The sequence below is a fragment of the Actinomyces sp. W5033 genome (assembly GCF_051303165.1).
On sequence record NZ_JBPPGD010000001.1, the window covers coordinates 340262 to 362355 of the forward strand.

The 22094-nt window shown below is 71.3% G+C and carries 19 protein-coding genes and 2 tRNA genes; 3 read left to right on the plus strand and 18 right to left on the minus strand.

Features of this window, described 5'->3' with window-relative positions; all coding sequences use genetic code 11:
- Positions 1-105: 105 nt before the first annotated feature.
- From ACSJJR_RS01440 to ACSJJR_RS01500, 13 genes are all read right to left on the minus strand, one after another.
- Positions 106-735: an NUDIX hydrolase gene (locus tag ACSJJR_RS01440; RefSeq protein WP_435941721.1), complete on the minus strand. Its 630-nt coding sequence runs from the start codon at positions 733-735 to the stop codon at positions 106-108.
- The gene (locus tag ACSJJR_RS01445) at positions 732-1958 is read right to left on the minus strand and encodes a PrsW family intramembrane metalloprotease (RefSeq protein ID WP_435941722.1); all 1227 of its coding nucleotides are present in this window, start codon (positions 1956-1958) and stop codon (positions 732-734) included. The genes ACSJJR_RS01440 and ACSJJR_RS01445 overlap by 4 nt, the downstream gene beginning before the upstream one ends.
- Positions 1955-2587 carry a hypothetical protein gene (locus ACSJJR_RS01450; protein ID WP_435941723.1) on the minus strand — a complete coding sequence of 211 codons (633 nt, stop codon included), beginning with the start codon at positions 2585-2587 and terminating at the stop codon, positions 1955-1957. Before ACSJJR_RS01450 ends, ACSJJR_RS01445 begins: the two co-directional genes overlap by 4 nt.
- Complete coding sequence (locus tag ACSJJR_RS01455; RefSeq protein WP_435941724.1) at positions 2584-3774, minus strand: glycosyltransferase family 4 protein; 1191 nt, start codon at positions 3772-3774, stop codon at positions 2584-2586. The genes ACSJJR_RS01450 and ACSJJR_RS01455 overlap by 4 nt, the downstream gene beginning before the upstream one ends.
- The gene (locus ACSJJR_RS01460) at positions 3771-4784 is read right to left on the minus strand and encodes a phosphatidylinositol mannoside acyltransferase (RefSeq protein ID WP_435941725.1); all 1014 of its coding nucleotides are present in this window, start codon (positions 4782-4784) and stop codon (positions 3771-3773) included. The genes ACSJJR_RS01455 and ACSJJR_RS01460 overlap by 4 nt, the downstream gene beginning before the upstream one ends.
- Positions 4781-5437, minus strand: a complete 657-nt coding sequence (gene pgsA, locus ACSJJR_RS01465) for a phosphatidylinositol phosphate synthase (RefSeq protein ID WP_435941726.1) — start codon at positions 5435-5437, stop codon at positions 4781-4783. The genes ACSJJR_RS01460 and pgsA overlap by 4 nt, the downstream gene beginning before the upstream one ends.
- A complete protein-coding gene (locus tag ACSJJR_RS01470; protein WP_435941727.1) occupies positions 5410-6129 on the minus strand; it encodes an HIT family protein in 720 nt (239 codons plus the stop codon). Before ACSJJR_RS01470 ends, pgsA begins: the two co-directional genes overlap by 28 nt.
- Positions 6126-8168, minus strand: coding sequence for a threonine--tRNA ligase (gene thrS / locus ACSJJR_RS01475; protein WP_435941728.1), 2043 nt, complete (start codon positions 8166-8168; stop codon positions 6126-6128). The genes ACSJJR_RS01470 and thrS overlap by 4 nt, the downstream gene beginning before the upstream one ends.
- Before the next feature lie 82 nt (positions 8169-8250).
- Positions 8251-9309 (minus strand): lipid II:glycine glycyltransferase FemX, encoded by a 1059-nt coding sequence (locus tag ACSJJR_RS01480; protein ID WP_435941729.1) that lies wholly within the window; start codon positions 9307-9309, stop codon positions 8251-8253.
- Positions 9310-9452: 143 nt separating this feature from the next.
- Entirely contained in the window at positions 9453-10469 is a 1017-nt protein-coding gene (locus tag ACSJJR_RS01485) for a lipid II:glycine glycyltransferase FemX (RefSeq protein ID WP_435941730.1), read from the minus strand.
- A gap of 38 nt (positions 10470-10507) precedes the next feature.
- Positions 10508-11746, minus strand: coding sequence for a carboxylate--amine ligase (locus ACSJJR_RS01490; RefSeq protein WP_435941731.1), 1239 nt, complete (start codon positions 11744-11746; stop codon positions 10508-10510).
- Positions 11747-11855: 109 nt separating this feature from the next.
- Positions 11856-11927 (minus strand) — tRNA-Val (locus tag ACSJJR_RS01495).
- Position 11928: 1 nt separating this feature from the next.
- Positions 11929-12001, minus strand: a tRNA-Gly gene (locus ACSJJR_RS01500).
- Positions 12002-12195: 194 nt separating this feature from the next.
- Between ACSJJR_RS01500 and ACSJJR_RS01505 the strand changes: the two genes are divergently transcribed.
- Together ACSJJR_RS01505 and ACSJJR_RS01510 are read left to right on the plus strand one after the other, a co-directional pair.
- Positions 12196-12795, plus strand: coding sequence for a DUF3000 domain-containing protein (locus tag ACSJJR_RS01505; RefSeq protein ID WP_435941732.1), 600 nt, complete (start codon positions 12196-12198; stop codon positions 12793-12795).
- Positions 12792-14075, plus strand: coding sequence for an HRDC domain-containing protein (locus ACSJJR_RS01510; RefSeq protein WP_435941733.1), 1284 nt, complete (start codon positions 12792-12794; stop codon positions 14073-14075). Before ACSJJR_RS01505 ends, ACSJJR_RS01510 begins: the two co-directional genes overlap by 4 nt.
- Positions 14076-14249: 174 nt before the next feature.
- On the opposite strand, the gene ACSJJR_RS01515 is transcribed toward ACSJJR_RS01510, so the two are convergent.
- From ACSJJR_RS01515 to pflB, 5 genes are all read right to left on the minus strand, one after another.
- Positions 14250-14489, minus strand: a complete 240-nt coding sequence (locus tag ACSJJR_RS01515) for a hypothetical protein (RefSeq protein ID WP_435941734.1) — start codon at positions 14487-14489, stop codon at positions 14250-14252.
- A 5-nt stretch (positions 14490-14494) separates the two neighbouring features.
- Positions 14495-15955: an NAD(P)/FAD-dependent oxidoreductase gene (locus ACSJJR_RS01520; RefSeq protein ID WP_435941735.1), complete on the minus strand. Its 1461-nt coding sequence runs from the start codon at positions 15953-15955 to the stop codon at positions 14495-14497.
- A 221-nt stretch (positions 15956-16176) separates the two neighbouring features.
- Positions 16177-17055: a pyruvate formate-lyase-activating protein gene (gene pflA / locus ACSJJR_RS01525; protein ID WP_435941736.1), complete on the minus strand. Its 879-nt coding sequence runs from the start codon at positions 17053-17055 to the stop codon at positions 16177-16179.
- Positions 17056-17079: 24 nt separating this feature from the next.
- Positions 17080-17325 carry an autonomous glycyl radical cofactor GrcA2 gene (grcA2, locus tag ACSJJR_RS01530; RefSeq protein WP_435941737.1) on the minus strand — a complete coding sequence of 82 codons (246 nt, stop codon included), beginning with the start codon at positions 17323-17325 and terminating at the stop codon, positions 17080-17082.
- 117 nt (positions 17326-17442) lie between these two features.
- A complete protein-coding gene (pflB, locus tag ACSJJR_RS01535) occupies positions 17443-19554 on the minus strand; it encodes a formate C-acetyltransferase (protein ID WP_435941738.1) in 2112 nt (703 codons plus the stop codon).
- A 518-nt stretch (positions 19555-20072) separates the two neighbouring features.
- On the opposite strand from pflB, the gene ACSJJR_RS01540 reads away from it, so the two are divergent.
- The gene (locus ACSJJR_RS01540; protein ID WP_435941739.1) at positions 20073-22076 is read left to right on the plus strand and encodes an alpha/beta hydrolase family protein; all 2004 of its coding nucleotides are present in this window, start codon (positions 20073-20075) and stop codon (positions 22074-22076) included.
- The last annotated feature ends 18 nt before the right edge of the window (positions 22077-22094 follow it).

Consider the following 22094-nt stretch of genomic DNA (forward strand, 5'->3'; position numbering starts at 1 on the left):
TGCGCCAGGGCCCAGTCGTGAGGCGATCGTCACGGAGCCAGGGGCCTGCGGCGCCCGTGCGCCCAGCCTGAGGCGGTGGCCGCCTGGGCCTGTGGGCCCCGGTGGTCAGTCGTCCTCCGCGATGTCGCGGGTCACCCCGTCCCAGCCGCCGAGCAGCTCGCGCGCCAGCCGGGGCAGCGTGCCGGGGTAGACCGTCGTCCCGGCCTCCACGGCGGCGTCGAGCTCGTCCAGGCCCCACCAGCGAAGGGAGTCGAGGACCTGTCTCTCCGTCTCCGTCCAGCCGGCGCGGTCGATCGGCCCTGTCTGGCTGGGGCGGGCGAGGAAGATCTCCTCCTCCTGCCGGCAGGTGACGAGGTTGAAGCGGAAGCGGCAGCTGCGCCGGGCCACAGGCCCGACGAGCTCGGCGTCATCCAGGACGATCCCGGTCTCCTCGGCGAGCTCCCGCCTGGCCCCGGAGCGGGCGTCCTCGTGGTCAAGGATCCCTCCGCCGGGGGTGAAGACCCAGCAGTGGGCGGCGTCGGCGAAGTCGTGGCCGACGACGAGCAGGATCTCGGGACGGGGGCTCTCGCGCAGGGCGACGACGCGCGCGGCACGCCGGGCCGGCAGCCCCTCCTCGTTGAGGCGCCACTCGGCCGGGTCGAGCAGCTCGCTCCAGTTCTCCGGCACCTGGAGCGGGTCACGCCCGTCCGGCGCGAGCCGGGCGGCACCGTCACCCGTGCTGGCGCGCGCCGTCATGAGTAGGCCCCAAAAACCTGCTTGCAGCGCTGGACGACCCCCAGCAGCTCGGCCTGCCTGAGCGCGTAGTCGGCGCCCGTGTGCCCGCTCACCGCCTGCTGCCGCAGGCAGGCCAGCTGGAGCGAGGCGGCCAGGAAGTCCCTCATGGCCAGCTCGACCGCCGGCCCACGGGCCTTGGCCCACAGGCGAGCCGAGGCGCGGCCCGCGGAGGTGGTGAGCATCGTGACCTCCGCCGGGGCGTACCAGCCGGTGCGGGCGTAGTCCTCCAGGCGCAGGCGCAGGCTGCGCCGCTCTCCCGCCCGCAGGCCGATGACGATGCCGATGCACACGAGGAAGAAGGGGACCTCCGCGAACAGGTACATCTCGGGGTGCACGGAGACCACACCGTTCCAGAAGGCGTGCAGGGCCACCGCGCCGACCATCCCGATGGGCGTCATCCACACCCAGGCCCAGCGCCAGCGGCGACGGGCGCTGAGCCCCACGGCCAGCCCGGTGCAGGCCGTGAAGGTGACGTGGGCGAAGGGGGACATGATGCCGCGCATGATGAAGACGGCGAGGACCTGGTCCCAGTAGCGTGCGAAGTAGAGGATGTTCTCCGCGAAGGCGAAGCCCGCGGCGATGACGGAGGCGTAGACGACGCCGTCGATGGGGCCGTTGAAGGAGCGGCGCCAGATGAGGAAGACGAGCAGGACCCCCAGACCCTTGGTGGACTCCTCGACGAGGGGCGCGGACAGGACCGAGGAGACGAGCTCGGCCCCGTCGTCGTCGCCCGTCACCGCGGCCACCAGCAGCGAGGTGGAGGTGTTGACAAGCATCGAGACCACGGTGGCCACGCCGGCCCCCCACAGGAAGGCTGCGATGAGCACGCCCACAGGCTCCGGCTCCCACCTGTCGATCCAGCGCACGCAGACCAGGACGATACCCAGCGGGACGAGGGCAAGGAGAAAGGGCAGGACGAGGGCACCTGCCTGCCCGGCCTCGGTGTAGATGACGTAGAGGATGACGGCGAGCCCGGCACCGCCGAGCAGGGCGAGCAGGTGGACGGCGATGTCACTGGCGCGCCGGCGCCGCAGCGCGCGCGGCTGGACCCAGGCGCCGGCCGCAACAGGTGCTCCGGCCCCAGGGTGTGCGTGGACCGGCACGTAGCCGCCGGCCGCTGTGGGGCGCCAGCCGGCGTCCCCGCTGGGGCGCGGGCCCCAGGCACTGGGCGGGTAGGTGGTCACTGGGGGTCCTCGTGGTGCGGGGCGGGCGGTCCCGCGGGGCCGAGGTCGTCGTCCATGTCGAAGGTGCCTGGCAGCGGTGCCCGGCCGGCGAGCCTGAGCAGGCGCACGGCCGGGCTGCGGCGCAGGCGCCTGGCCTCGGAGACGTGGGTGTCGTGGAAGCGCCGGGCGAGCACAAGCCGGTAGCCGGCCCGGTCCAGCCGTGACAGGCACTGGCAGGCCAACGGCTCCTGCATGAGCGAGCTGCGGGTCTGAGGGTCCAGGACGGCGCGGGTCACGCGCGACAGGTCCGACTCGACGGCCGCACGGGTGCGCTGCCGCGTCGTCGGCCCGGGGGCCTGGGAGTCGGGATCGAGCCCGTCCTCGACAAGCGGGGCCTCGCACTCAAGAGCGTCGTGGGCGGCGCGTGAGAGCAGCAGGGCGGAGGCGGCGTCGAGGTAGCCGGAGGCCGCGAGCTCGGCCGCGGCCTGGGCCCGGTGGACCAGCTGGGTCTCCAGGGTGGCGCGGGAGCCGAGCACCTGCCGGTGCAGGCGGTCCACCCTCAGCGCCTGGGCGTACAGGGCCCAGCCGACGGCGACGGCCACAAGGAGCGCCAGCAGGAGGCCCAGCGCCCCGGCCCAGCCGCCGCTCACCTCTCGCCCCCGCCCCGGACACCGCGCAGGCGCGCGACCATGGTGCGGGCGCCCGGGGCGGGGTCCACGCGCACGTGGGCGGTGGACAGGGCCATGTCGTAGACGTCGAGGACGGCGTCCGTCACCGTCGCCCAGTCGTAGCGGCCGACCACCCCCTGCGCGGCGCGTTGGCGCTGCGCGGCCGCCTCGGGACGGGTGAGCGTGTCGATGATGACGCGCGCGAGGTCGTCGCTGTCCCCGTTGCGGAAGAGGGCGCCGTAGCGCCCTGCCCCCAGGACGTCGGAGAAGGCGGTCAGGTCCGAGGCGATGACCCGGGTGCCGGCGGCCATGGCCTCGACGAGCACGATGCCGAAGGACTCCCCGCCGGTCTGCGGGGCCACGTAGCAGGTGGCGCTGGCGAGCATCGCCGCCTTGTCCTCGTCGCTGACGCCGCCGAGGAACTGCACGTGCGCGCCGTAGCGGGCCAGGGCCTGGCGCTGCTCCTCGGCCTCCCCGCGCCCGGCGATGAGGAAGCGTGCACCGGGCACCACCTCGAGCACGGGGCCGATGGCCCCGGCGAGCACCTGCAGCCCCTTACGGGGCTCGTCGAGGCGTCCCAGGAAGGCGATGGTGGGTGCCTGGGCGGTGCCGACGAAGCGGGGGTCGTCCTTGGGCGCACGGGCGAAGGGGGCGACGTTGACGCCGTTGGGGATGACGACGGCGTCGCCACCGTGGAAGTGGACCAGGGTGCGTCGCGCCTCCTCGGAGACGGCGATGCGCGCGGCGATCCTCTCGATGAGCGGCACGGTGGCCGGTGACAGCAGCTCGCGGGCCAGGGACCGGTCCATGGCGGCGTGGAAGGTCGCCACGACGGGCGCCTGCGCCGCCTGGAGCACGAGCATGCCGACGCTCGGTGTGATGGGCTCGTGGATGTGGAGCAGGTCGTAGCGGCCCTCGTCGAGCCAGCGCCTGGCGCGCCGGGCGACCACGGGCCCGAAGTTGAGCCTGGCCACCGAGCCGTTGTAGGGGATGGCGACGCAGTCCCCGGCGCTTGTGACGCCCTCGGCAAGCTCGGTGCCCTCCGAGGCGGGGGCGAGGACGCCCACCTCGTGGCCGCGGCGCCTGAGCTCGGCGGCAAGGTCGAGCACGTGGACCTGGACGCCGCCGTGGGCGTCGAGTGAGTAGGGGCAGACGATACCGACTCTCATGATGGCTCCTCCCCCGCCGTCGCGGTGTCCTGCGGGCTCAGCTGTGCCTGACGGGCGTGGGCTCGGGCCAGGCGCTCGGGGTCCAGGTCCGCGTCGAACACCGCCTGGAGCATGTGCCAGTCCGTGGGGTGCGCCACGAGCTCGGGGGCGAGGGCGCTGACCCACGCCCGGGTCCAGGCCTCGACGCGCTCTCGCGTGGGGGCCGCGGTGGGTCCCGGCTCCTCGACCTTGCGCAGACGCAGGACGACGCCCCAGGGGCCGCCGGCCGCGCGGCGGCGCTCGCCCGTCAGAGGCTCGTAGAAGACGCTGGCGTAGTACAGGGGCCGGTCCAGCCTCACGGCGAGCGCGGCCGGGCCGGCCGCCGCCCGCATGGTGTGCCCGCACAGACTGGCCTGGATCCCGGCGGAGGACAGGTCGCGGTCGGCCAGCAGCGCGATGACGTGGTGGCCCTCCTGCGCGGCGGCGAGGAGCCGGTCGAAGGCCTTCTCACCGCGGCGCTGGCCGATGACGCGCATCCCCAGGCCCTCGCGGAAGGCCACGAACTGCTCGAAGAGGTCATCCGGCTCGAGGTGCTCGGCCACGGTGAGCACCTGCGCGAGGTGGGAGCAGGCCCAGGCGCCCACAAGGTCCCAGTTGCCCATGTGGGGCAGCGCCACGACGATCGACCCGGTGGCCAGGTCCTCGTAGGCCCGGGGGTCGATGTCCGGGCGCACGCGGGCCTGGAGCTGCTCGGGGCTTGTGCCAGGCAGGGCGAAGGCCTCGTAGAAGTAGCGCATGTAGGAGCGCATGGCCTGCCTGGTGGTGCGGCGCAGCGCCGCCGGGGTGGCGCCGGGCAGCAGGCGTGCGAGGTTGCGCCGGAGCTGGCCGACGCCCGTGCGCCGGCCCTGCAGGGTGTGGAGCAGCCAGGTCGCGTCGGCTCCCAGGTGGCACAGCGCGTAGCCCACGCGCGGGGGCAGGCGGTGGGCGTGGCGCCAGGCGAGGCGGTAGAGGTCCTCGACCGAGGGGCTCACAGGGGCCTGCCCTCCTCCGGGGCCGCGGCGTGCTCGCGCTGGCGCAGCTGGCTGCGCGCGGCCAGCACCCGCTGGACGACCGTGACGAGTGAGCCCAGGGAGACCAGTGCCAGGGCGGCGGTGAGCACCCACTGGGGGGCTCCCAGCCCGACGGCGACGACGCCGACCCCGGCGACGACGAGGCGGTCGGTGCGCTCAGCGACGCCCACGCTGGCACTGACGCCCAGCGACTCGGCCTTGGCGCGCGCGTAGGAGACGACCTCGGCCAGGACGACGACGGCCAGGGCGCAGACGATCGTCGCCGTGCGCAGGGCACCAGGCTCCAGGCGCAGCGCCGCCCAGGCGACCAGGGAGCCGAAGACGGCGCCGTCGGCGATGCGGTCCATCGTCGAGTCGAGGAAGGCGCCGAAGACGGAGGTCGTGCCGGTGGCCCGGGCGAGGATGCCGTCAAAGGAGTCCCCGACAACCACCAGGGCCAGCAGCGCCGCTCCGAGCAGGAACCGCCCCTGCGGCAGGGTGGTGACGGCGACGAGGACGGTCAGCAGCGTGCCGGTGACGGTGAGCATGTTGGGCGTGACGCCGAGGCGCGCGAGCGCGAGCGCCGGCTGGGTGAACAGGGCCTTGGTCAGGCCGCGTCCGTGCTGTCCGAGCATGGTGTCCTCGTGGGGTCGTGGGTGGGCGGCGGCGGGCTAACGCTGGGGCCCGCGGTGGTCGGGGCGGTGAGCCAGGCGGCGGCGAGCATGTCGCGCTGCTCGCCCAGCAGCTGTGGCACCGGCTTGGTCCTGGCGACGATGGGCATGAAGTTGGCGTCACCCGTCCACCGCGGCACGATGTGCTGGTGCAGGTGGGCGGCGATCCCTGCGCCGGCGACCTCGCCCTGGTTCATGCCCAGGTTGAAGCCGTGCGGGTGGGACACGTGGCGCAGGACCTCCATGGCGCGGGCGGTGAGCCGCCCGATCTCGACGCGCTCGGCCTCGCTGGCCTCGGTCCAGTCCGAGACGTGCCGGTAGGGGCACACGAGCAGGTGACCGGTGTTGTAGGGGTAGAGGTTCATGAGCACGTAGGCGTGCTCCGCCCGGTGCACGACGAGGGCGGCCTCGTCCTGGCGCCCGGGCGCCGCGCAGAAGGGGCACTGGGCCTCGGAGGCGTCGGAGGGCTTGTCCTGGCCGCCGATGTAGACCATGCGGTGCGGGGTCCACAGGCGCCCGAAGGGCTCCGGCAGGTCCGGCTGCTGGAAGGGCTGCTCGACGGTGACGGGCCCGAGCGGCCCGGCGACCACGGTCCCCTCGAGGTCCTCGAGGCGGCCCGGTCCGGTGCCGGGCACCTGCTCGGGCCTGTTGCTCATCGCGTGATCTTCTCCTGCGCCGGGTCGTTGGCACGCCCGGCGATGACCTGGGCGATGTGCTCGACGGCCTCGGCGACGGGCACGCCGTTGGCCTGGGACCCGTCGCGGAAGCGGAAGGAGACGGCGCCGGCCTCGGCGTCGTCACCTCCGGCGATGAGGATGAAGGGGACCTTCTCCTTGGAGGCGTTGCGGATCTTCTTGCCGAAGCGGTCGTCGGACAGGTCGGTCTCCACGCGCACACCGCGCGCGCGCAGCCGTGCGGCGACGTCGCTGACGTAGCCGTCGAAGGCCTCAGCCACGGGCACGAGCCGCACCTGGACGGGGGCGAGCCAGGCGGGGAAGGCCCCGGCGTAGTGCTCGGTGAGCACGCCGATGAAGCGCTCGACGCTGCCGAGCTTGGCCGAGTGCAGCATGATCGGGCGCTGGTGGGTGCCGTCGGGGGCCGTGTACTGCAGGTCGAAGCGCTCGGGCTGGTTGAAGTCGTACTGGATGGTGGACATCTGCCAGGTGCGTCCGATGGCGTCCTTGACCTGGACGGAGACCTTCGGCCCGTAGAAGGCGGCGCCGCCCGGGTCCGGGACGAGATCGAGACCGGTGGAGGCACACACCTCCTCCAGGGTGCGGGTGGCGGCCTGCCAGTCCTCGTCCGAGCCGATGAACTTGTCCTTCTTGGCACCGTCCTCGTCACGGGTGGACAGCTCGAGGTAGAAGTCGCTCAGGCCGAAGGCCCGGAGGATCGAGATGAAGAACTCGATCTGGGTGCGGATCTCGGCGGGCGCCTGCTCACGGGTGCAGTAGGTGTGGGAGTCGTCCTGGGTGAAGCCGCGCATGCGGGTCAGGCCGTGGACGACGCCGGACTTCTCGTAGCGGTAGTCGTGCCCCATCTCGAAGAACCGCAGCGGCAGCTCCCGGTAGGAGCGCCCGCGTGAGCGGAAGACGAGGTTGTGCATGGGGCAGTTCATGGCCTTGAGGTAGTACTCCTGGCCGGCCTTGGTGACGGTGCCCTCGGCGTCGGTCTCCTCGTCCGCGAGCATGGGCGGGAACATCGTGTCCGCGTAGTAGGGCAGGTGACCGGAGGTGTGGAAGAGCCCGCCCTTGGAGATCTCCGGCGTGTGGACGAAGTCGAAGCCGGCCTCCTCGTGGCGCTTGATGACGTACTGCTCGATCTGGTGGCGCAGCATGCCGCCCTTGGGGTGGAAGACGACCAGGCCCGGGCCGATCTCCTCAGGGAAGGAGTAGAGGTCGAGCTCGGCGCCGAGCTTGCGGTGGTCGCGGCGGGCGGCCTCGGCCAGGCGCTCCTGGTAGGCCTTGAGGTCCTCCTTCGAGGCCCAGGCGGTGCCGTAGATGCGCTGGAGGGAGTCACCGCTCTGGTCGCCCTTCCAGTAGGCGGCCGAGGAGCGGGTCAGGGCGAAGCCCTGGCCGATGAGACGGGTGGTGGGCAGGTGGGGGCCGCGGCACAGGTCGCTCCAGACGACCTCGCCGTCGCGGCGGACGTTGTCGTACATCGTCAGGCCGCCGGCGCCGACCTCGACGCTGGCGGTGGCCTCCGCGCCCTGGCCCTTGGTGGTGATGAGCTCGAGCTTGTAGGGCTGGTCGGCGAGCTCGGTGCGCCCCTCCTCCTCGGTGACGTCACGACGCCGGAAGGTCTGCCCCTCCTTGACGATGCGCCTCATCCGCTTCTCGATCTCCTTGAGGAGCTCGGGGGTGACGGCGTCGATGTTGCCGAAGTCGTAGTAGAAGCCGTCCGTGATGAACGGGCCGATGCCGAGGTTGACGTCCGGGAAGATCTCCTGGACGGCCTGGGCCATGACGTGGGTGGCGGAGTGGCGCAGGATGTTGAGGCCGTCCTCGGAGTCGAGGGTGATGGCCTCGACGACGGCCCCGGCGGGCACGACGCGCTCGAGGTCCCAGGGCTCGCCGTTGACCCTCATGGCGACGACGCCGTCGGCGCCGGCCAGGAGCGCGGTTCCGGTGGTGCCCCCCTCGATGCTGCGCGGGACGCCGTCAAGGGTGATGTCGGTGCTGGGCTGAGTTGACACGGAGGTGCTCCTGGAGTTGGGGACGGCGGCCGCTGTACGGGTGCGTCCGCTTGTGCCGGATCATACCGACCGCGCGGTGGGCTCAGACCCCCAGGCGGTGGCGCAGGGCGTGACGCGCGCGACGCGCCTGGACCAGGGCGCGGTAGAGCACGGGGCGCACGGGCACGTCCCAGGCGCCATCGACCTCGGTGGGGTGCTGGGCGAAGCGTCGCTTGTAGCGGCCGACGGAGTACAGCTCGGGCACCCGGGTGGACTCGGCGCCCATGAGGTCCAGGCCGGTGCGGCCCTCGGCGGCCATGGCGCAGGCGACGGCCCAGTCGAGGGCCTCGGCCCCGCGGAAGCCGCGGGAGGCGTTGGAGGAGGCGCCGTAGTAGGCCGTGGCCATCGCGCCGGAGACGGTGACGATGTCCCAGCAGTGGGCGACGCCGTCCTGGCGCAGGACGAAGACCCGGGCGTGCTCGGGGCCCAGGGTGGTGAGCATGTCCCAGTAGACCTGGCTGGGATGGGGCCTGAAGCCGTCGCGCCTGGCAGTCTCCTCCAGGACGGCGTACAGCTCCTCGAAGGCGGCGCGGTCCAGGCCGGTCTCCTCCGCGATGGTGCAGCCGGCCTCGCGGGCGGTGCGCTCGGCGCGGCGCACGCCCCGGCGCCCGTCCTTGGGCATGGCGGCACTGATCGCCTCAGGGGTGCCCGGGCGCAGGTCGATGACGTAGGTGCGGTCGTAGGTGATGGTGGAGATGAGCTCGTGGGTGTCGCCCGCACGGAAGCGGGCGTGCATGCGGATGAAGACGGCACGCGGGTCGCGGGCGCGCACGGCGGCGACGAGCCGGCGGCGAAGGTCGGCCTCGCGCTCGGGGGTCTGCTCCTTGAGCCACACAGGGCCGTGCTTGGCCCACAGGAAGGGGCGACCGCCGATGGTGTAGCGGTAGAGGCTGATGACGGCGGTGGGCTTGCCCTCGCACTCGTAGAGGAAGCGTCCGAAGAGCTCGTGCCCCTGGCTGGCCTCGAAGGCCTGCCAGACCTCGAGCTGCTCGAGGGGGCAGGGGGTGCAGCCCACCGCGATACGCGCGTCGCGGGCGTTGACGGGGCGCAGGACGGCGGTCGGCTCACCGGCGCTGGCGGCTGCGGTGGAGGCTGAGCTCATGTGCTCTCTTTCCTTCATAAGTCAGGCGCGCATGGTGTAGCGCATCGTCACGGTGGTCCGAGGGTAACCACGCGGGAGCCCCTCGTGCCTCATCCTGGCGGGTGAGGTGCCTGTCCACGTGCTCACAGCCGGAGCGGCGCGTCTCACGGACGCCGGGCGGCGAGCCAGGTGAGCACGCGGTAGCGCAGTGGCTTGAGGACAACCTCCACGGGCGCGGGCACACGCGTCGTCTGCGTCGTCCACTTCGTCTTGAAGCGGTTGAGCGTGTTGAGCGTGGGGTTGTAGTCGGAGCCGACGGCGACGAGGTCGACGGCGCTGACACCGTCGGCCTGGAGGGTGATGAGACCGGTGTAGAGCATGAGGTCCGGCGCCCCCGTGCGCCGCGCCTCCTCGGTCGAGGCGGCCACCTCGTAGGTGGCGAAGTCCCCGCGGACGATGAACAGGCCCCAGTTGACCGGGCGCCCGTCCTCCCGGCCGACGAACAGCCGGGCCATCCCCTTGTCCCGGAAGGTTGTGAAGAAGGTCCAGTAGTGCTCAGCGTCATGGGCGCTGAACCCCTGCCGCTCGCTCGTCAGCGCCATGACGGCGATGAGCTCGTCGAAGCCGGCTCGGTCGATCGTCGTCGTCTCCTCGGCGATCACGGCGGGGCACTCGCGCTGGGCCTTGTTGACATCGCGCCGGCCCCGCTTCTTCATGCGGGCACGCAGGTCATCCTCGGTCCCGGTCGTGTCGATGACGACAGTCGTGTCGTGCGCGTACAGCTCCTGGCAGGCGGGGACGGTGCCGAGGACGTCCTCATGGTGGAGGACGTCGAAGCGCACGAAGGCCTGGGCGTGGTCCTCGGAGCGCACGAGCTGTCCCAGGGCGGCGGCGAAGGCTGTCTCCTCCTCAGCGCTGGGCTCCTGCCCCACCCACACAGGGCCGCCCTCGGCCCACAGGAACGGCATGGCGTGGATGTGGAACTGGCGCAGGGTGATGACGGCGCGAGGGCGGGCTGCGCCGTCGGGCAGGTAGGCCAGCCGCGAGCCCCGCCAGATGGCGCGCTCGGGAAGGAGGGCGGCGTAGTCGTCCCACTCGACGGAGGCGCGGTGCGGGTAGGGGCTGCCAGCAATGAGCCGTGCGTAGTCCTCGTCGGTGACTGGTCGGAAGGTCTGGGGCATGGGGAACTGGTCCCTTCCTCGTCCCACGGGCCCACGGCTCAGAAGTAGAGCCCCTCAGGACGCGGGTAGAAGCGGTTGAGCTTGCGGTAGTAGTTGAGGCGTTGGAGGTGGACGACGACCGCGCGCCGCACGTCGCCCTCCTCAGGATTGAGCATGGGGTCGTGCAGGCCCGCACGGCGGATGACGGCGCGCACCCGCGAGGCCAGGCCCGGCTCCCTGAGGTAACGATAGATGAGGCGACGTGGAATGAGGCTGTAGACGGCCGGCTCGGTGGCCCGCAGCGGCTCGGGGCTGCGTCCGTCAACAAGGTCAGCGAGCATGGGCTCCATGAGGTTGACCCCGCCGGCGCGCACGTAGTAGCAGTTCCGGCCCATGCGGGGGTTGACCTCAAGGAAGTAGTGGGAGCCGTCGCGCGGGTCCACCTTGACGTCGACGTTGGCGAACCCCGTGTATCCCACAGCCCGGAAGAAGTTCTCAATCTGCCCGTGCAGCTGCGGGTAGTCCTCCACCAGCATGGCGATCGGGTTGCCGATGGCGGTGGGGTCGTGGTCCTCCACCAGGACACGAGCGGATGAGCGCAGCGTGACGACGCCGTGGGAGTCGACGTACGAGGTCAGGGAGACTCCGCACGTGTCATCGCCCGGGATGAGCTCCTGGACGAGGAAGCGCCCCGTGAACCCCGCGGCGCGCAGCGGTGCCCACAGGGCGTCGAGCTCCTCCTGGGTGTCGAGGAAGAAGACCTTCGCCTTGCCCTCGAAGGACACGCGGGCGTAGTCGAGTGCGTCGATCGCCTTGGCGACGACGGGGAACCGTAGGTCCACGCGCGGGGCGCTCCACTGCCCTTCCTGAGGGTCCGCCAGGTCTACGACGGTGTCCGCAGGGGTGGGGATGCCCTGCTCGCGGCAGATCTCGGAGAAGCGGGCCTTGTCCTGGACGGCGTCGAAGACGTCGAGCTGCGGGTAGGGCATGACGACCCGCTCGCCAAGACGGTCCCGGTGGCGTGCGGCGAAGCGCGCGAAATTGTCATGGTTAGCCATGGCGACGACGATCCGGTCCGGATGGGCGTCGCGGATCTCCTCCAGGGTCGCGCACAGGGCGTCGTCGTCCTGGTGGAGCGGCACGTGGTGGACGTCGATGAAGGCCGATCGGGTGATCGCCTCGATCGGATCAGGGCTCACGCACAGGACCCGGGAGCCGGTGGCCTCGTGCATGAGGCGGGCGAGCGCGTACGCGCTCTGCTCGCCGGAGACGATGACGGGCAGCACCTCGGGGCGCATGTGTCCTCCCAGTGGTTGTGTGACGGGCGAGGCTCCTGTGCCCGGTTGCCTCAAGCGGCGGCGGACACGCACAAGGGGTCCGGAGCCGTGCGGCTCCGGACCCCTACCGTGGGCGATACTGGGATCGAACCAGTGACCTCTTCCGTGTCAGGGAAGCGCGCTCCCGCTGCGCCAATCGCCCGAGCGGATGACGGGACTCGAACCCGCGACCCTCACCTTGGCAAGGTGATGCTCTACCAACTGAGCCACATCCGCGTGACCGCCCATGAGCGGCGCGAGAAGAAAGTTAGCAGAGCACCCACCTGGGCGCCAACTCGTTGTCGCGTGTCACTCGCCACGTTCGCCACGGCCGGCGCGGGGCACCGTCGCAGCGGCGGGTGTGCGTGCGGGTGGCTGCGGCTGCCGGCGTGGGAGCCCGCCACCACAGGGCTCGTCGGTAGCCTGACCCGGTGACCGACAGCCGTGCACGTAGACCAGACCAGGCGCGAGCGGAGCTCCCCGAGCGCTTCGAGGAGGCCCTGCTCAGCCTGAGGACGGCATCCCGGCCACGCGGGCTCGTCCTGGAGGAGGTTCCCGCCCCCCGGAGGCTCGCGCCCTTCGCGGCGGCCCTGACGGCGCAGACCGCTGAGACCCAGGCGGGCACGCCTGTGGCCTCGGGGCGCTTCGTCGTCCTGCACGACCCTGACGGGCAGACGGCCTGGGACGGCGACTTCCGGCTCGTTGTCATGGCGCGCGCCCGTATCGACACCGAGATCGGCACGGACCCCGTCCTGGGCGCGGCCGCCTGGTCCTGGCTGGCCGAGGCCCTTGACCACCAGGGCGCAGGGCACCGCGCGCTCGTCGGCACTGTGACGCGGGTGCTGTCCGAGACCTTCGGCGGGCTGGAGCTGAACGACGCCTGCGCCCACGCCGAGATTCGCGCCTCCTGGTCCCCCGTCTCGCCTGACCTGGGCCCGCACCTGGCCGCCTGGTACGAGCTCATCCACGTCGCCGCGGGGCACGAGCCCGAGCAGGCGGCCTCGCTGTCGCTGATGGGACGGGCCCGATGACCCCTGCGCCCCGGCCGGTGCCCGTGCCCGGCACCACCGCCCACCCGGTCCGGCAGGAGGAGGTGGTGGCCTACACCACGCCCCGTGACGGGCTGCCTGAGGTCACCGACACGCCAGCCGCCCTTGAGAGGGCCGTCACCTCGCTGTCGCGCGGCACAGGGCCGGTCGCCGTCGACGCGGAGCGGGCCTCGGGATTCCGCTACGGCCAGGACGCCTACCTCGTCCAGCTGCGGCGCGACGGGGCGGGCACCGTCCTCATCGACCCGGTCTCCTGCGGTCCGATGAACGCGCTCGGCACGGTCCTCGACGGGCCGGAGTGGATCCTGCACGCCGCCGACCAGGACCTGCCGTGTCTGGAGGCTCTCGGCCTGCGTCCGGCCCGCCTGTTCGACACCGAGCTCGCCGCCCGGATCCTGGGCCGTGAGCACGTGGGGCTCGGTGCGGTGCTCGAGGAGACCCTGGGGCTGCGTCTGGCCAAGGACCATGCCGCCGCCGACTGGTCCACCCGGCCCCTGCCGCGCACGTGGCTCGTCTACGCGGCGCTCGACGTCGAGCTGCTCATCGACCTGCGTGACGCCCTGGCTGCCGAGCTCGAGGCGGTGGGCAAGGCGGAGTGGGCCTGGCAGGAGTTCGAGCACGAGCGGACCCGTCCACCGCGTCCGGCCAAGGTGGACCCGTGGCGCAAGACGCCCAGAGCGGGTCGTGCGGTGCGCTCCCCCAGGTCCCTGGCGGTGCTGCGCGAGCTGTGGACCGCCCGGGAGGACAAGGCGCGCGAGCTCGACCGCACGCCGTCGAAGGTCCTGCCGCACCAGGCGCTCGTGGCCGCTGCGGTGGCGCGTCCGACCTCACGTCGCAAGATGCAGGCGCTGAGGGAGTTCTCCTCCCGTCAGGCGCGTCAGCACCAGGAGCTGTGGTGGCAGGCCATTGACCGCGCCCTGCAGCTGCCGGAGTCCGAGCTCCCCCCGGCGCACGCCCCCCTGGGCGACGGCGAGCTGCCCCAGCCGCGGTCGTGGGGGCGCCGGCACGCCGAGGCCGCCACGGCCCTGGATGAGGTGCGGGCGGCCGTGCGTGAGCGGGCGGGAACCCTCCATCTGCCCCAGGAGCTGTTGCTCAGCCCCGAGGTCCAGCGCCGCCTGGCCTGGCGGATCGGTGAGCAGGAGGCTGCGGGGACGGTCCCGGACGTCAGCGTCAGGGCCGTCAGCGAGGTCCTCACGCAGCTGGGGGCACGTCCCTGGCAGGTCGAGCAGTCGGCCCACGCGTTGTCGGACGCCCTGGCCTGAGCCTGCCCTAGCGGACGCGGGGGGGGGGGGGGGGAAGGGGGGGGGGGGGGGGAGAACAAAACCGCATCAACACCCGATAACCCCAACCCACCCGCAAGAGCGTCATAGAGGGAGGGGGGGGGGTCTAAGAAGAAGGGGGGAACAGGGTCCCCCCCCCGCGTCGTCACGCCCGCGTCACAGCCCGAGCCGCTCCCGGGCCACGATGTCGGCGATGCGCAGGTTCGTCTCCATGAACTTCAGCACCTGGAGGGGCAGGAGCCTGCGCCGGCGCAGGGTCTGCTTGGTGGGCAGCGGCGCCCGGCGGATGCGCTCGGCCTGGACGGGGTCGAGCTCCTCAATGAGGAGGCGACCCGTCGGCTGCTCCTGTCCGGTGCTGGGGACGCTGTCGGTGCTGTGGGTGCTTGTCGCAGACATGTCGATCACTCCGGGATGAGGGACCAGCCCGGCAGGGACTTGGCCTTGTAGATGAACAGGTAGTGGAGCATGAACTTGATCCAGTGGCCAAACAGGCCGATCTCGCCGCGGGTGTGGTACGGGTGGCGCCCGGTCTCCGGGTAAGTCCGCTCGTCGGGGACGATGGGGTACATGATCATGGCGGCCGCCGAGCCGGTGCGCAGGTTCGCCCCGGTCGAGGCCACGCAGGAGGCCCCCATCTTCGCCATCGACGCCTCGTGCAGGGGCTTGTCCCTGCCGAGCACCATGTCCGCGATCGACTCGGCGCAGGCACGGCCGATCGAGCCCGAGGGCTGGCCGGTGCGCGGCGGGGCGGGCGCGATGACGGTGCCGTTGGGCGTCTTGCGCGGCTTGGAGATGGCGTGCGGTGGGGCGAAGGCGATACCGGCAGCAAACAGCTCGGGGTAGGTCGGGTTCTGGTAGGTGCGCGGCCAGTCGTCGGCGCTCCACTGCTCGTAGGGGCGTGGGGTGTAGTCGGCATCGACCTTCATGAAGCCGCTCGGGGCGAAGACCGTCGAGGTGATGTCCTCGCCGGAGCGGTTGTAGGCCTTGAGGGGCTGGCCGGAGAAGGGCGGCAGGAGCATGGCGAAGTCGAAGTCCAGCCGGTGCGTCTGCCCGTCGAGCGACTCGTAGGTCAGGGAGCCCTCCTCAACGCGCTTGACCGCCGCTCCGCTGATCGCCTTGACACCGCGCTCACGGAAGAGCGACTCCGTCCACAGCTGCGAGGTCGTCTGGTAGCCCGCCTGGCGGAAACGCATACCCCCGACGCCGAAGTCACCCAGCTCGGCCTCGTTGGTGAGGTAGACGACCTCGCAGCGATCGCGCACGCCGGCCTCGCGCAGCTCGAAGTCGACGTTGAAGGCGTACTCGAAGGCTGCGCCCTGGCAGGTGCAGGTGGCGTTGCCCGTGCCGATGACCAGGCGCTGCTCCTTGCCGGCACGCGCCGCCTCGATGACCTTGCGCAGCTCGGCGGCCGTCTGGACGGCGTGGGAGGCCGTGCACACGGACAGGCTGTGCCCGCCCTCATCAGGACCGAGTCCCGGGGTGGCGTCGAAGTTGAGCCGTGGGCCGGTGGCGTTGATGAGGTAGTCGTAGGGCAGGCGCCGGGTCTCGCCCTCTCGGCCCTTCTCGGTGAAGACGATCTCGACCTGGGGCCGCTCGTCCGCCTGAGTGCCCTCCGGGTGCAGCGCCACGGCCTTGGCCTGGTGGAAGATGATGCCCTTGCGCTTGTAGACGGGCGCGAGCGGGAAGACGACCTGCTCCTTGCGCATGCGTCCCGTGCCGACCCAGATGTTCGACGGGATCCAGTTCCACTGCGAGTTGGGACTGATGACGACGACCTGGTGCTCCCGCGGGAGCAGGCGGCGCAGGTGCTGCGCAGCCGCGTGACCGGACACGCCCGCGCCCAGAACGACCACTCTGGCCATATTGAGCTCACCTCATTGTTGACTCGTGGCGGGCCTCATTGCCCACCGACGTGAGTATATACCCCTATGGGTATACATGAATGATATAGGCATCGCCACACGGCAGTGCCCGGGGACGCGGGCGTCGCCCCACAGGAGCGGGGCGCCGTCATGAAGGTCCACGCGGCACGACCGCTCGCACCTGCCAGGGGCCCTGGCCGTGGTCCGGCGCTCCGCTGGCGTCAGTGGACGACGAAGCCGTGGGAGCGGAAGATCTCGCGGGTCGCCTCGACCATCTCCGGCTCCGGCGGGCGGGTGTCGCGCAGCTTGTAGTCCAGCTTGAGCGCGTCCCACTTGTCCGTGCCCATCTGGTGGAAGGGCAGCACCTCGACGCGCTCGACGGCCTGTCCCCACCGCTCGATGATCCGGGCGACGTTCTCGACGTTGCGCGGGTCGGAGGTGAGGCCGGGCACGAGCACGAAACGGGCCCAGATCGGGATCCCCTTGGCCGCAAGCCGGTCACCGAACGCGATCGTGGGCGCCAGGGCGCGGCCGGTGACCTTCTTGTAGGTCTCCTCGTCACCGCTCTTGACGTCCAGGAGCACGAGGTCGACGTCGTCGAGGAACTCGTCACTCGCGTTGGCACCGAGGAAGCCCGACGTGTCGATGCACGTGTGGATTCCCATCTCCTTGGCGCCGCGCAGCAGCGTGTGGGCAAAGGCTGGCTGCATGAGGACCTCACCGCCCGACAGGGTGATGCCGCCACCGGAGGCACGGAAGACGCCGCGGTACCGCTTCATCCGGCGCAGCAGCTCCTGCGCCTCGACCGGCTCACCGTCCTTCATGAGGAAGGTGTCCGGGTTGTGGCAGTACAGGCAGCGCAGCGGGCAGCCGTTGAGGAAGACCGTCATCCGGGTGCCCGGCCCGTCGACGGCGGTGACGAGCTCCCAGGAGTGGATGGATCCGAGGGACCCCTCACGCATGCGGGCGAGGCGGTCCGACCGCTGGAGGTCGGTCAGCTCCTCGAGCCCACCGATTCCCGCCCCGCGCAGGCGGGCGGCCGGGGCCAGGAAGTCCTGGTCCCGGCCGCCCCGTGTCGCGGGGGTGATGGTGTCAGTCATCTGGCTCCTTCACCCCTGGCCGGCTCAGGCGCCGGCGTGGAAGGTGCGGTTGAGGACGTCCAGCTGCTGCTCACGCGTGAGCTTGACGAAGTTGACGGCGTAGCCGGAGACGCGAACCGTGAGGTTCGGGTAGTTCTCCGGGTGCTCCATGGCGTCCTCGAGGGTGTTGCGGTCCAGGACGTTGATGTTGGCGTGGTACAGGCCCTTGACGCCGCCATTGTCCTGGCGCTGCGCCTTCATGGAGGCGAGGCGCTCTTCGTACGTGGGCATGATTGGCCCCTTTCACATAGGTGTTGAGTGTTCGACAGAGAGTCGGTGGGGCCGTCCCTCACCGTCGGCGCCCGGAGCACGCGGTACCGGGCGCCGAACGGGTGGGCGGCGGGAGGGTCAGTCCTCCTCGGGGACGAAGCCCGCGTCGAGGATGCCCACCAGGTTGGCGACGCGCTCGTCGAGCGTGCGGCCCAGGCCCTGGGGCGTGATGGTGTTGGTCAGCGAGATGCCGTCCAGGGCGTCGTTGTAGTCGAGCTTGCCCACGGAGAGCATGGAGGCCACCATGCCGTGCGTGTCCATGCCGTTCTCCGGGTTGGCGCCGGGCGAGAAGGGGGTGCCCTTCTGGTGGCCGGACGGGAAGGAGCCGGTGGCGCGGCCGTAGACGACGTTCGAGGTGATCGTCAGGACGGACTGCGTCGGGATGGCGTCGCGGTAGAAGGGCTGGGCCTTGATCTTCGACATGATCGTGTGGACCACGGTGGCGGCGATGTCGTCGGCGCGGTCGTCGTCGTTGCCGTAGATCGGGAAGTCGCCCTCGGTGACGTAGTCGACCACGAGGCCGGTCTCGTCGCGCACGGGCGTGACCTTGGCGTACTTGATGGCACTCAGGGAGTCGGCGACGATCGACAGGCCGGCGATGCCGCAGCCCATGGTGCGCACGATGTCGGAGTCGTGCAGCGCCATCTCGATGGACTCGTAGGCGTAGCGGTCGTGGCAGTAGTGGATGATGTTGAGGGCCTCGACGTAGGTGCTCACGACCCAGTCGAGCATCTTCTCGTACTTGTCCCAGACCTCGTCGAAGTCGAGCGGGCCGTCGCCCTCGATGCCGGGCAGGCCGGTGACGACCTGCTTGCCACTCATCTCGTCACGGCCGCCGTTGATGGCGTACAGCAGGGCCTTGGCGGAGTTGACGCGGGCGCCGAAGAACTGCATCTGCTTGCCCACGCGCATCGGGGACACGCAGCAGGCGATGGCGGCGTCGTCGCCCCAGTGGTCACGGATCTGCTCGTCGGCCTCGTACTGGATGGAGGAGGTCGTGATGGAGATAAGGGCGCAGAAGTCCTTGTAGCCCTGCGGAAGCTTCTCGTCCCAGAAGATCGTGATGTTCGGCTCCGGGGCGGGGCCGAGGTTGTGCAGCGTCTGGAGCAGGCGGAAGGAGGTCTTGGTGACCAGGGAGCGGCCGTCCTCACCGAAGCCGGCGTCGGACCAGGTGGCCCAGTACGGGTCGCCGGAGAAGATCTGGTCGTAGTCGGTGGTGCGCAGGAAGCGGGTGATGCGCAGCTTCATGACGATGTTGTCGATGAGCTCCTGGGCACGGCTCTCGTCGATGACGCCGGCCTTGAGGTCGCGCTCGAAGTAGATGTCGAGGAAGGCCGACAGGCGGCCGATCGACATCGCGGCACCGTCCTGGGACTTGACCGAGGCGAGGTAGGCGAAGTAGGTCCACTGGACGGCCTCGTGGGCCGTGCGGGCCGGGCCCGAGATGTCGAAGCCGTAGCTCTGGGCCATGTTCTTGAGCTTCTTGAGCGCCTTGATCTGCTCAGAGTGCTCCTCGCGGTAGCGGGCCCAGTGCTCGGAGAAGGGCTGGTCCGCCACGGAGTCCTTGGCCTTGAGCTTCTCCTCGATGAGGTAGTCCACACCGTAGAGCGCGACGCGGCGGTAGTCACCGATGATGCGGCCGCGGCCGTAGGCGTCCGGCAGGCCGGTGATGATGTGGGAGGAGCGGGCGGCGCGGATGCGCGGGGTGTAGATGTCGAAGACGGCGTCGTTGTGCGTCTTGCGGTACTTGGTGAAGATCTTCTGGACCTCGGGGTTGACCTCCTTGCCGGCCTCCTTGATCGCCTGGGCGACCATGCGCCAGCCACCGTTGGGCATCATGGCGCGCTTGAGCGGGGAGTCGGTCTGGAGGCCAACGATGACGTCGTCGTCCTCGGAGATGTAGCCGGCCGGGAAGGCGTCGATGTCCGAGGGGGTGTCGGTGTCGACGTCGAGGATGCGGACCTTGCGCTCCTCCTTGAGGTAGTTCTCCTCGAGGTGGTCCCACAGGCGCAGCGTCTTGTCAGTGGGGCCGGCGAGGAAGGAGGCGTCGCCGTCGTAAGGGGTGTAGTTGCGCTGGATGAAGTCGCGGACGTCAATGCCCTCCGACCAGGAGCCCTTCTCGAAGCCGTCCCAGGCGTCGCGGGTGGTGCCGTTCTCCGCGGTGGCGGAAGCTGTGACCTCAGTGGTCATCCGTGTCCTCCTGTTGGTGGGTGACCTCCAGCCACCCGTGTGTTCTCGCCCTCGTGAGGCGGGGGCGGCACGCCGTCGCGCCGTCAGCCCAAGCCTAGGACCACAGACCCGGCTAGCGTGCCCCGCACGCACGGCACCCCGGTGGCATCACTCACACGGAGACCATGGGCATTCCGGCCCAGGGACCAAAGTCCCCATACGCCTCATCGGCTCGGGTTCCCGCACCGGCAGGCTCCCGCGCTGGAGCGCCTGCGCCCACCAGGTACCGGTGGCAGACGTACGTCCCAGGTGGGACTGCCGTCCCAGCCCGGCTAAGCGCGCGCCCGCACCGGTGGCCGGCCGCGCCCCTCCACCGCGCTCGCGCGCCCGCTCCGGGACCCCGGTCCCGGCCCACGGCACCACCCCTGCGCCCGCGTCACGGACCCGCTACGGGCATGTGTCACCGACCACGTAGGGTGGTGGCACCGCGCCGCGCCCGCGCGGCACAGGCGTCACAGCACGAGCGATCAGGAGCACCCATGAGCACCACGGCACCGTACGGCACCTGGCCCTCCCCCATCACGCCCGGCACCATCACCACCCGCACCGTCGGCCTGGCTCAGGTGCGGGTCGATGGCGCCGACACCTACTGGGTCGAGCAACGCGCCTCGCAGGCCGGCCGCCAGGTCCTCCTGCGCCGCGACGGTGACGGCCAGACGGGCGAGGTCCTGCCCCTGACGCCCTCTGACGAGCTCGTTGACGTGCGCACCCGCGTGCACGAGTACGGCGGGCGCGCCTACGCCGTAGACTCCGGCACCATCGTCGTGTCCCACGCCGGCGACGGGCGCCTGTACCGCTACGACGTCCACCACCGCCTGCGGGGCCTGGTGCCGCTGACCATCTACGGGGACGTGCGCCACGGCGACCTCGAGATCGACACCGCCCGCGGCCTGGTCTACGCCGTGCGCGAGGACCACCGCCAGGGCGCGGAGCCGGTCAACAGCCTCGTCGCCATCCCCCTGGACGGCTCCGCCGCCCGTGACGACGCCCCCGTGCGCACCGTGGTCGAGGGGACCGACTTCGTCACCTCCCCCACCCTGTCCCCCGACGGCGAGCACCTGGCCTGGATCACCTGGAACCACCCCTCCATGCCCTGGGACGAGGCCACCCTGCACGTGGGCGACCTCGCCCCCGACGGCACCGTGCGCGACCAGGTCGTTGTCGACGGCGGCACAGGCTACTCCGTCTGCGAGCCGCGTTGGACCGAGGAGTGCGAGCTCGTCCACCTCGCCAACGGCTCCGGCTTCTGGAACCTCTACCGCACCGAGGGCTTCCCCCGGCGCGGCACCAACCGCGAGGGCTGGACCGCCTGCCTGCGCACCCGCCCTCTGCACCCCAAGCAGGCCACCTTCACCGCACCCGCCTGGCAGCTGGGCCCCCACCACTACGACGTCCTCGACGCCGAGCACCTCATCGCCTCCTGGGCGCAGGACGGCGTGTGGCACCTGGGCACCGTCCGGCTCGCCAACGGTGAGCTCGAGGAGTGGAACGTCGGGTGGCAGCCCTGCGGCAACGTCGCCTCCAGCGGCGGGCGCGTCGTCATGCTCGCCTCCAACGAGTCGCGCCTGCCCTCCATCGTCGAGGTGCGCGGCGCGGGCGTCGTCGTCCTGCGCCACCCCGGCGACTTCGACCCGGCCTCGGTGGGCGTGTCCGTCGCCGAGCCCGTGTCCTGGCCCACCACCGACGGGGCCACGGCCTACGGCTTCTTCTACCCGCCGGCCTCCGCGTCCTTCGAGGGCCCTGAGGACGAGCGGCCCCCGCTCATCGTCGGCGTCCACGGTGGGCCGACCGCCGCCGCCAGCCCCGGCTACTCGCTGGCCGTGCAGTACTGGACCAGCCGCGGCTTCGCCTTCCTCGACGTCAACTACCGGGGGTCGTCGGGCTACTCCTCCGGCTACCGCAAGGCCCTCAACGGCCACTGGGGCGTGCGCGACGCCGACGACGTCATCTCGGGCGCGCAGCACCTCATCGACGCCGGGCGCGTGGACCCGGCCCGCGTCGCCGTGCGCGGAGCCTCCGCCGGAGGCTTCACCGTCCTGTCAGCGATCCGCCGTTGCGAGCTGTTCTCCGCAGCCACCAGCGTCTTCGGCGTCACCGACCTGGCGCGGATGGCCTCCACTACCCACAAGTTCGAGTCGCGCTACATCCAGAGCCTCGTCGGCGCCGAGGACCTGGCCGACCCGGTCTACACCGAGCGCTCGCCGATCCACCACGTTGACGAGATCCACACCCCGCTGCTGCTGCTCCAGGGAAGCGAGGACCCGGTTGTCCCCGCCGAGCAGGCCACCGCCCTGCACCACGCGGTCGCGGACAGGGGCCTGCCCGTGGCCCTGGAGGTCTTCCACGGGGAGGGCCACGGCTTGCGCATCGCCTCCAACATCCACCGGGCACTGACCACCGAGCTGAGCTTCTACACGCAGGTGTGGGGCCTGTCCCGGGACGACGGCACCGAGCCCGTCGTCGTGGAGAACCTCACCCGCTGAGCCCAGGAGGGACCACGA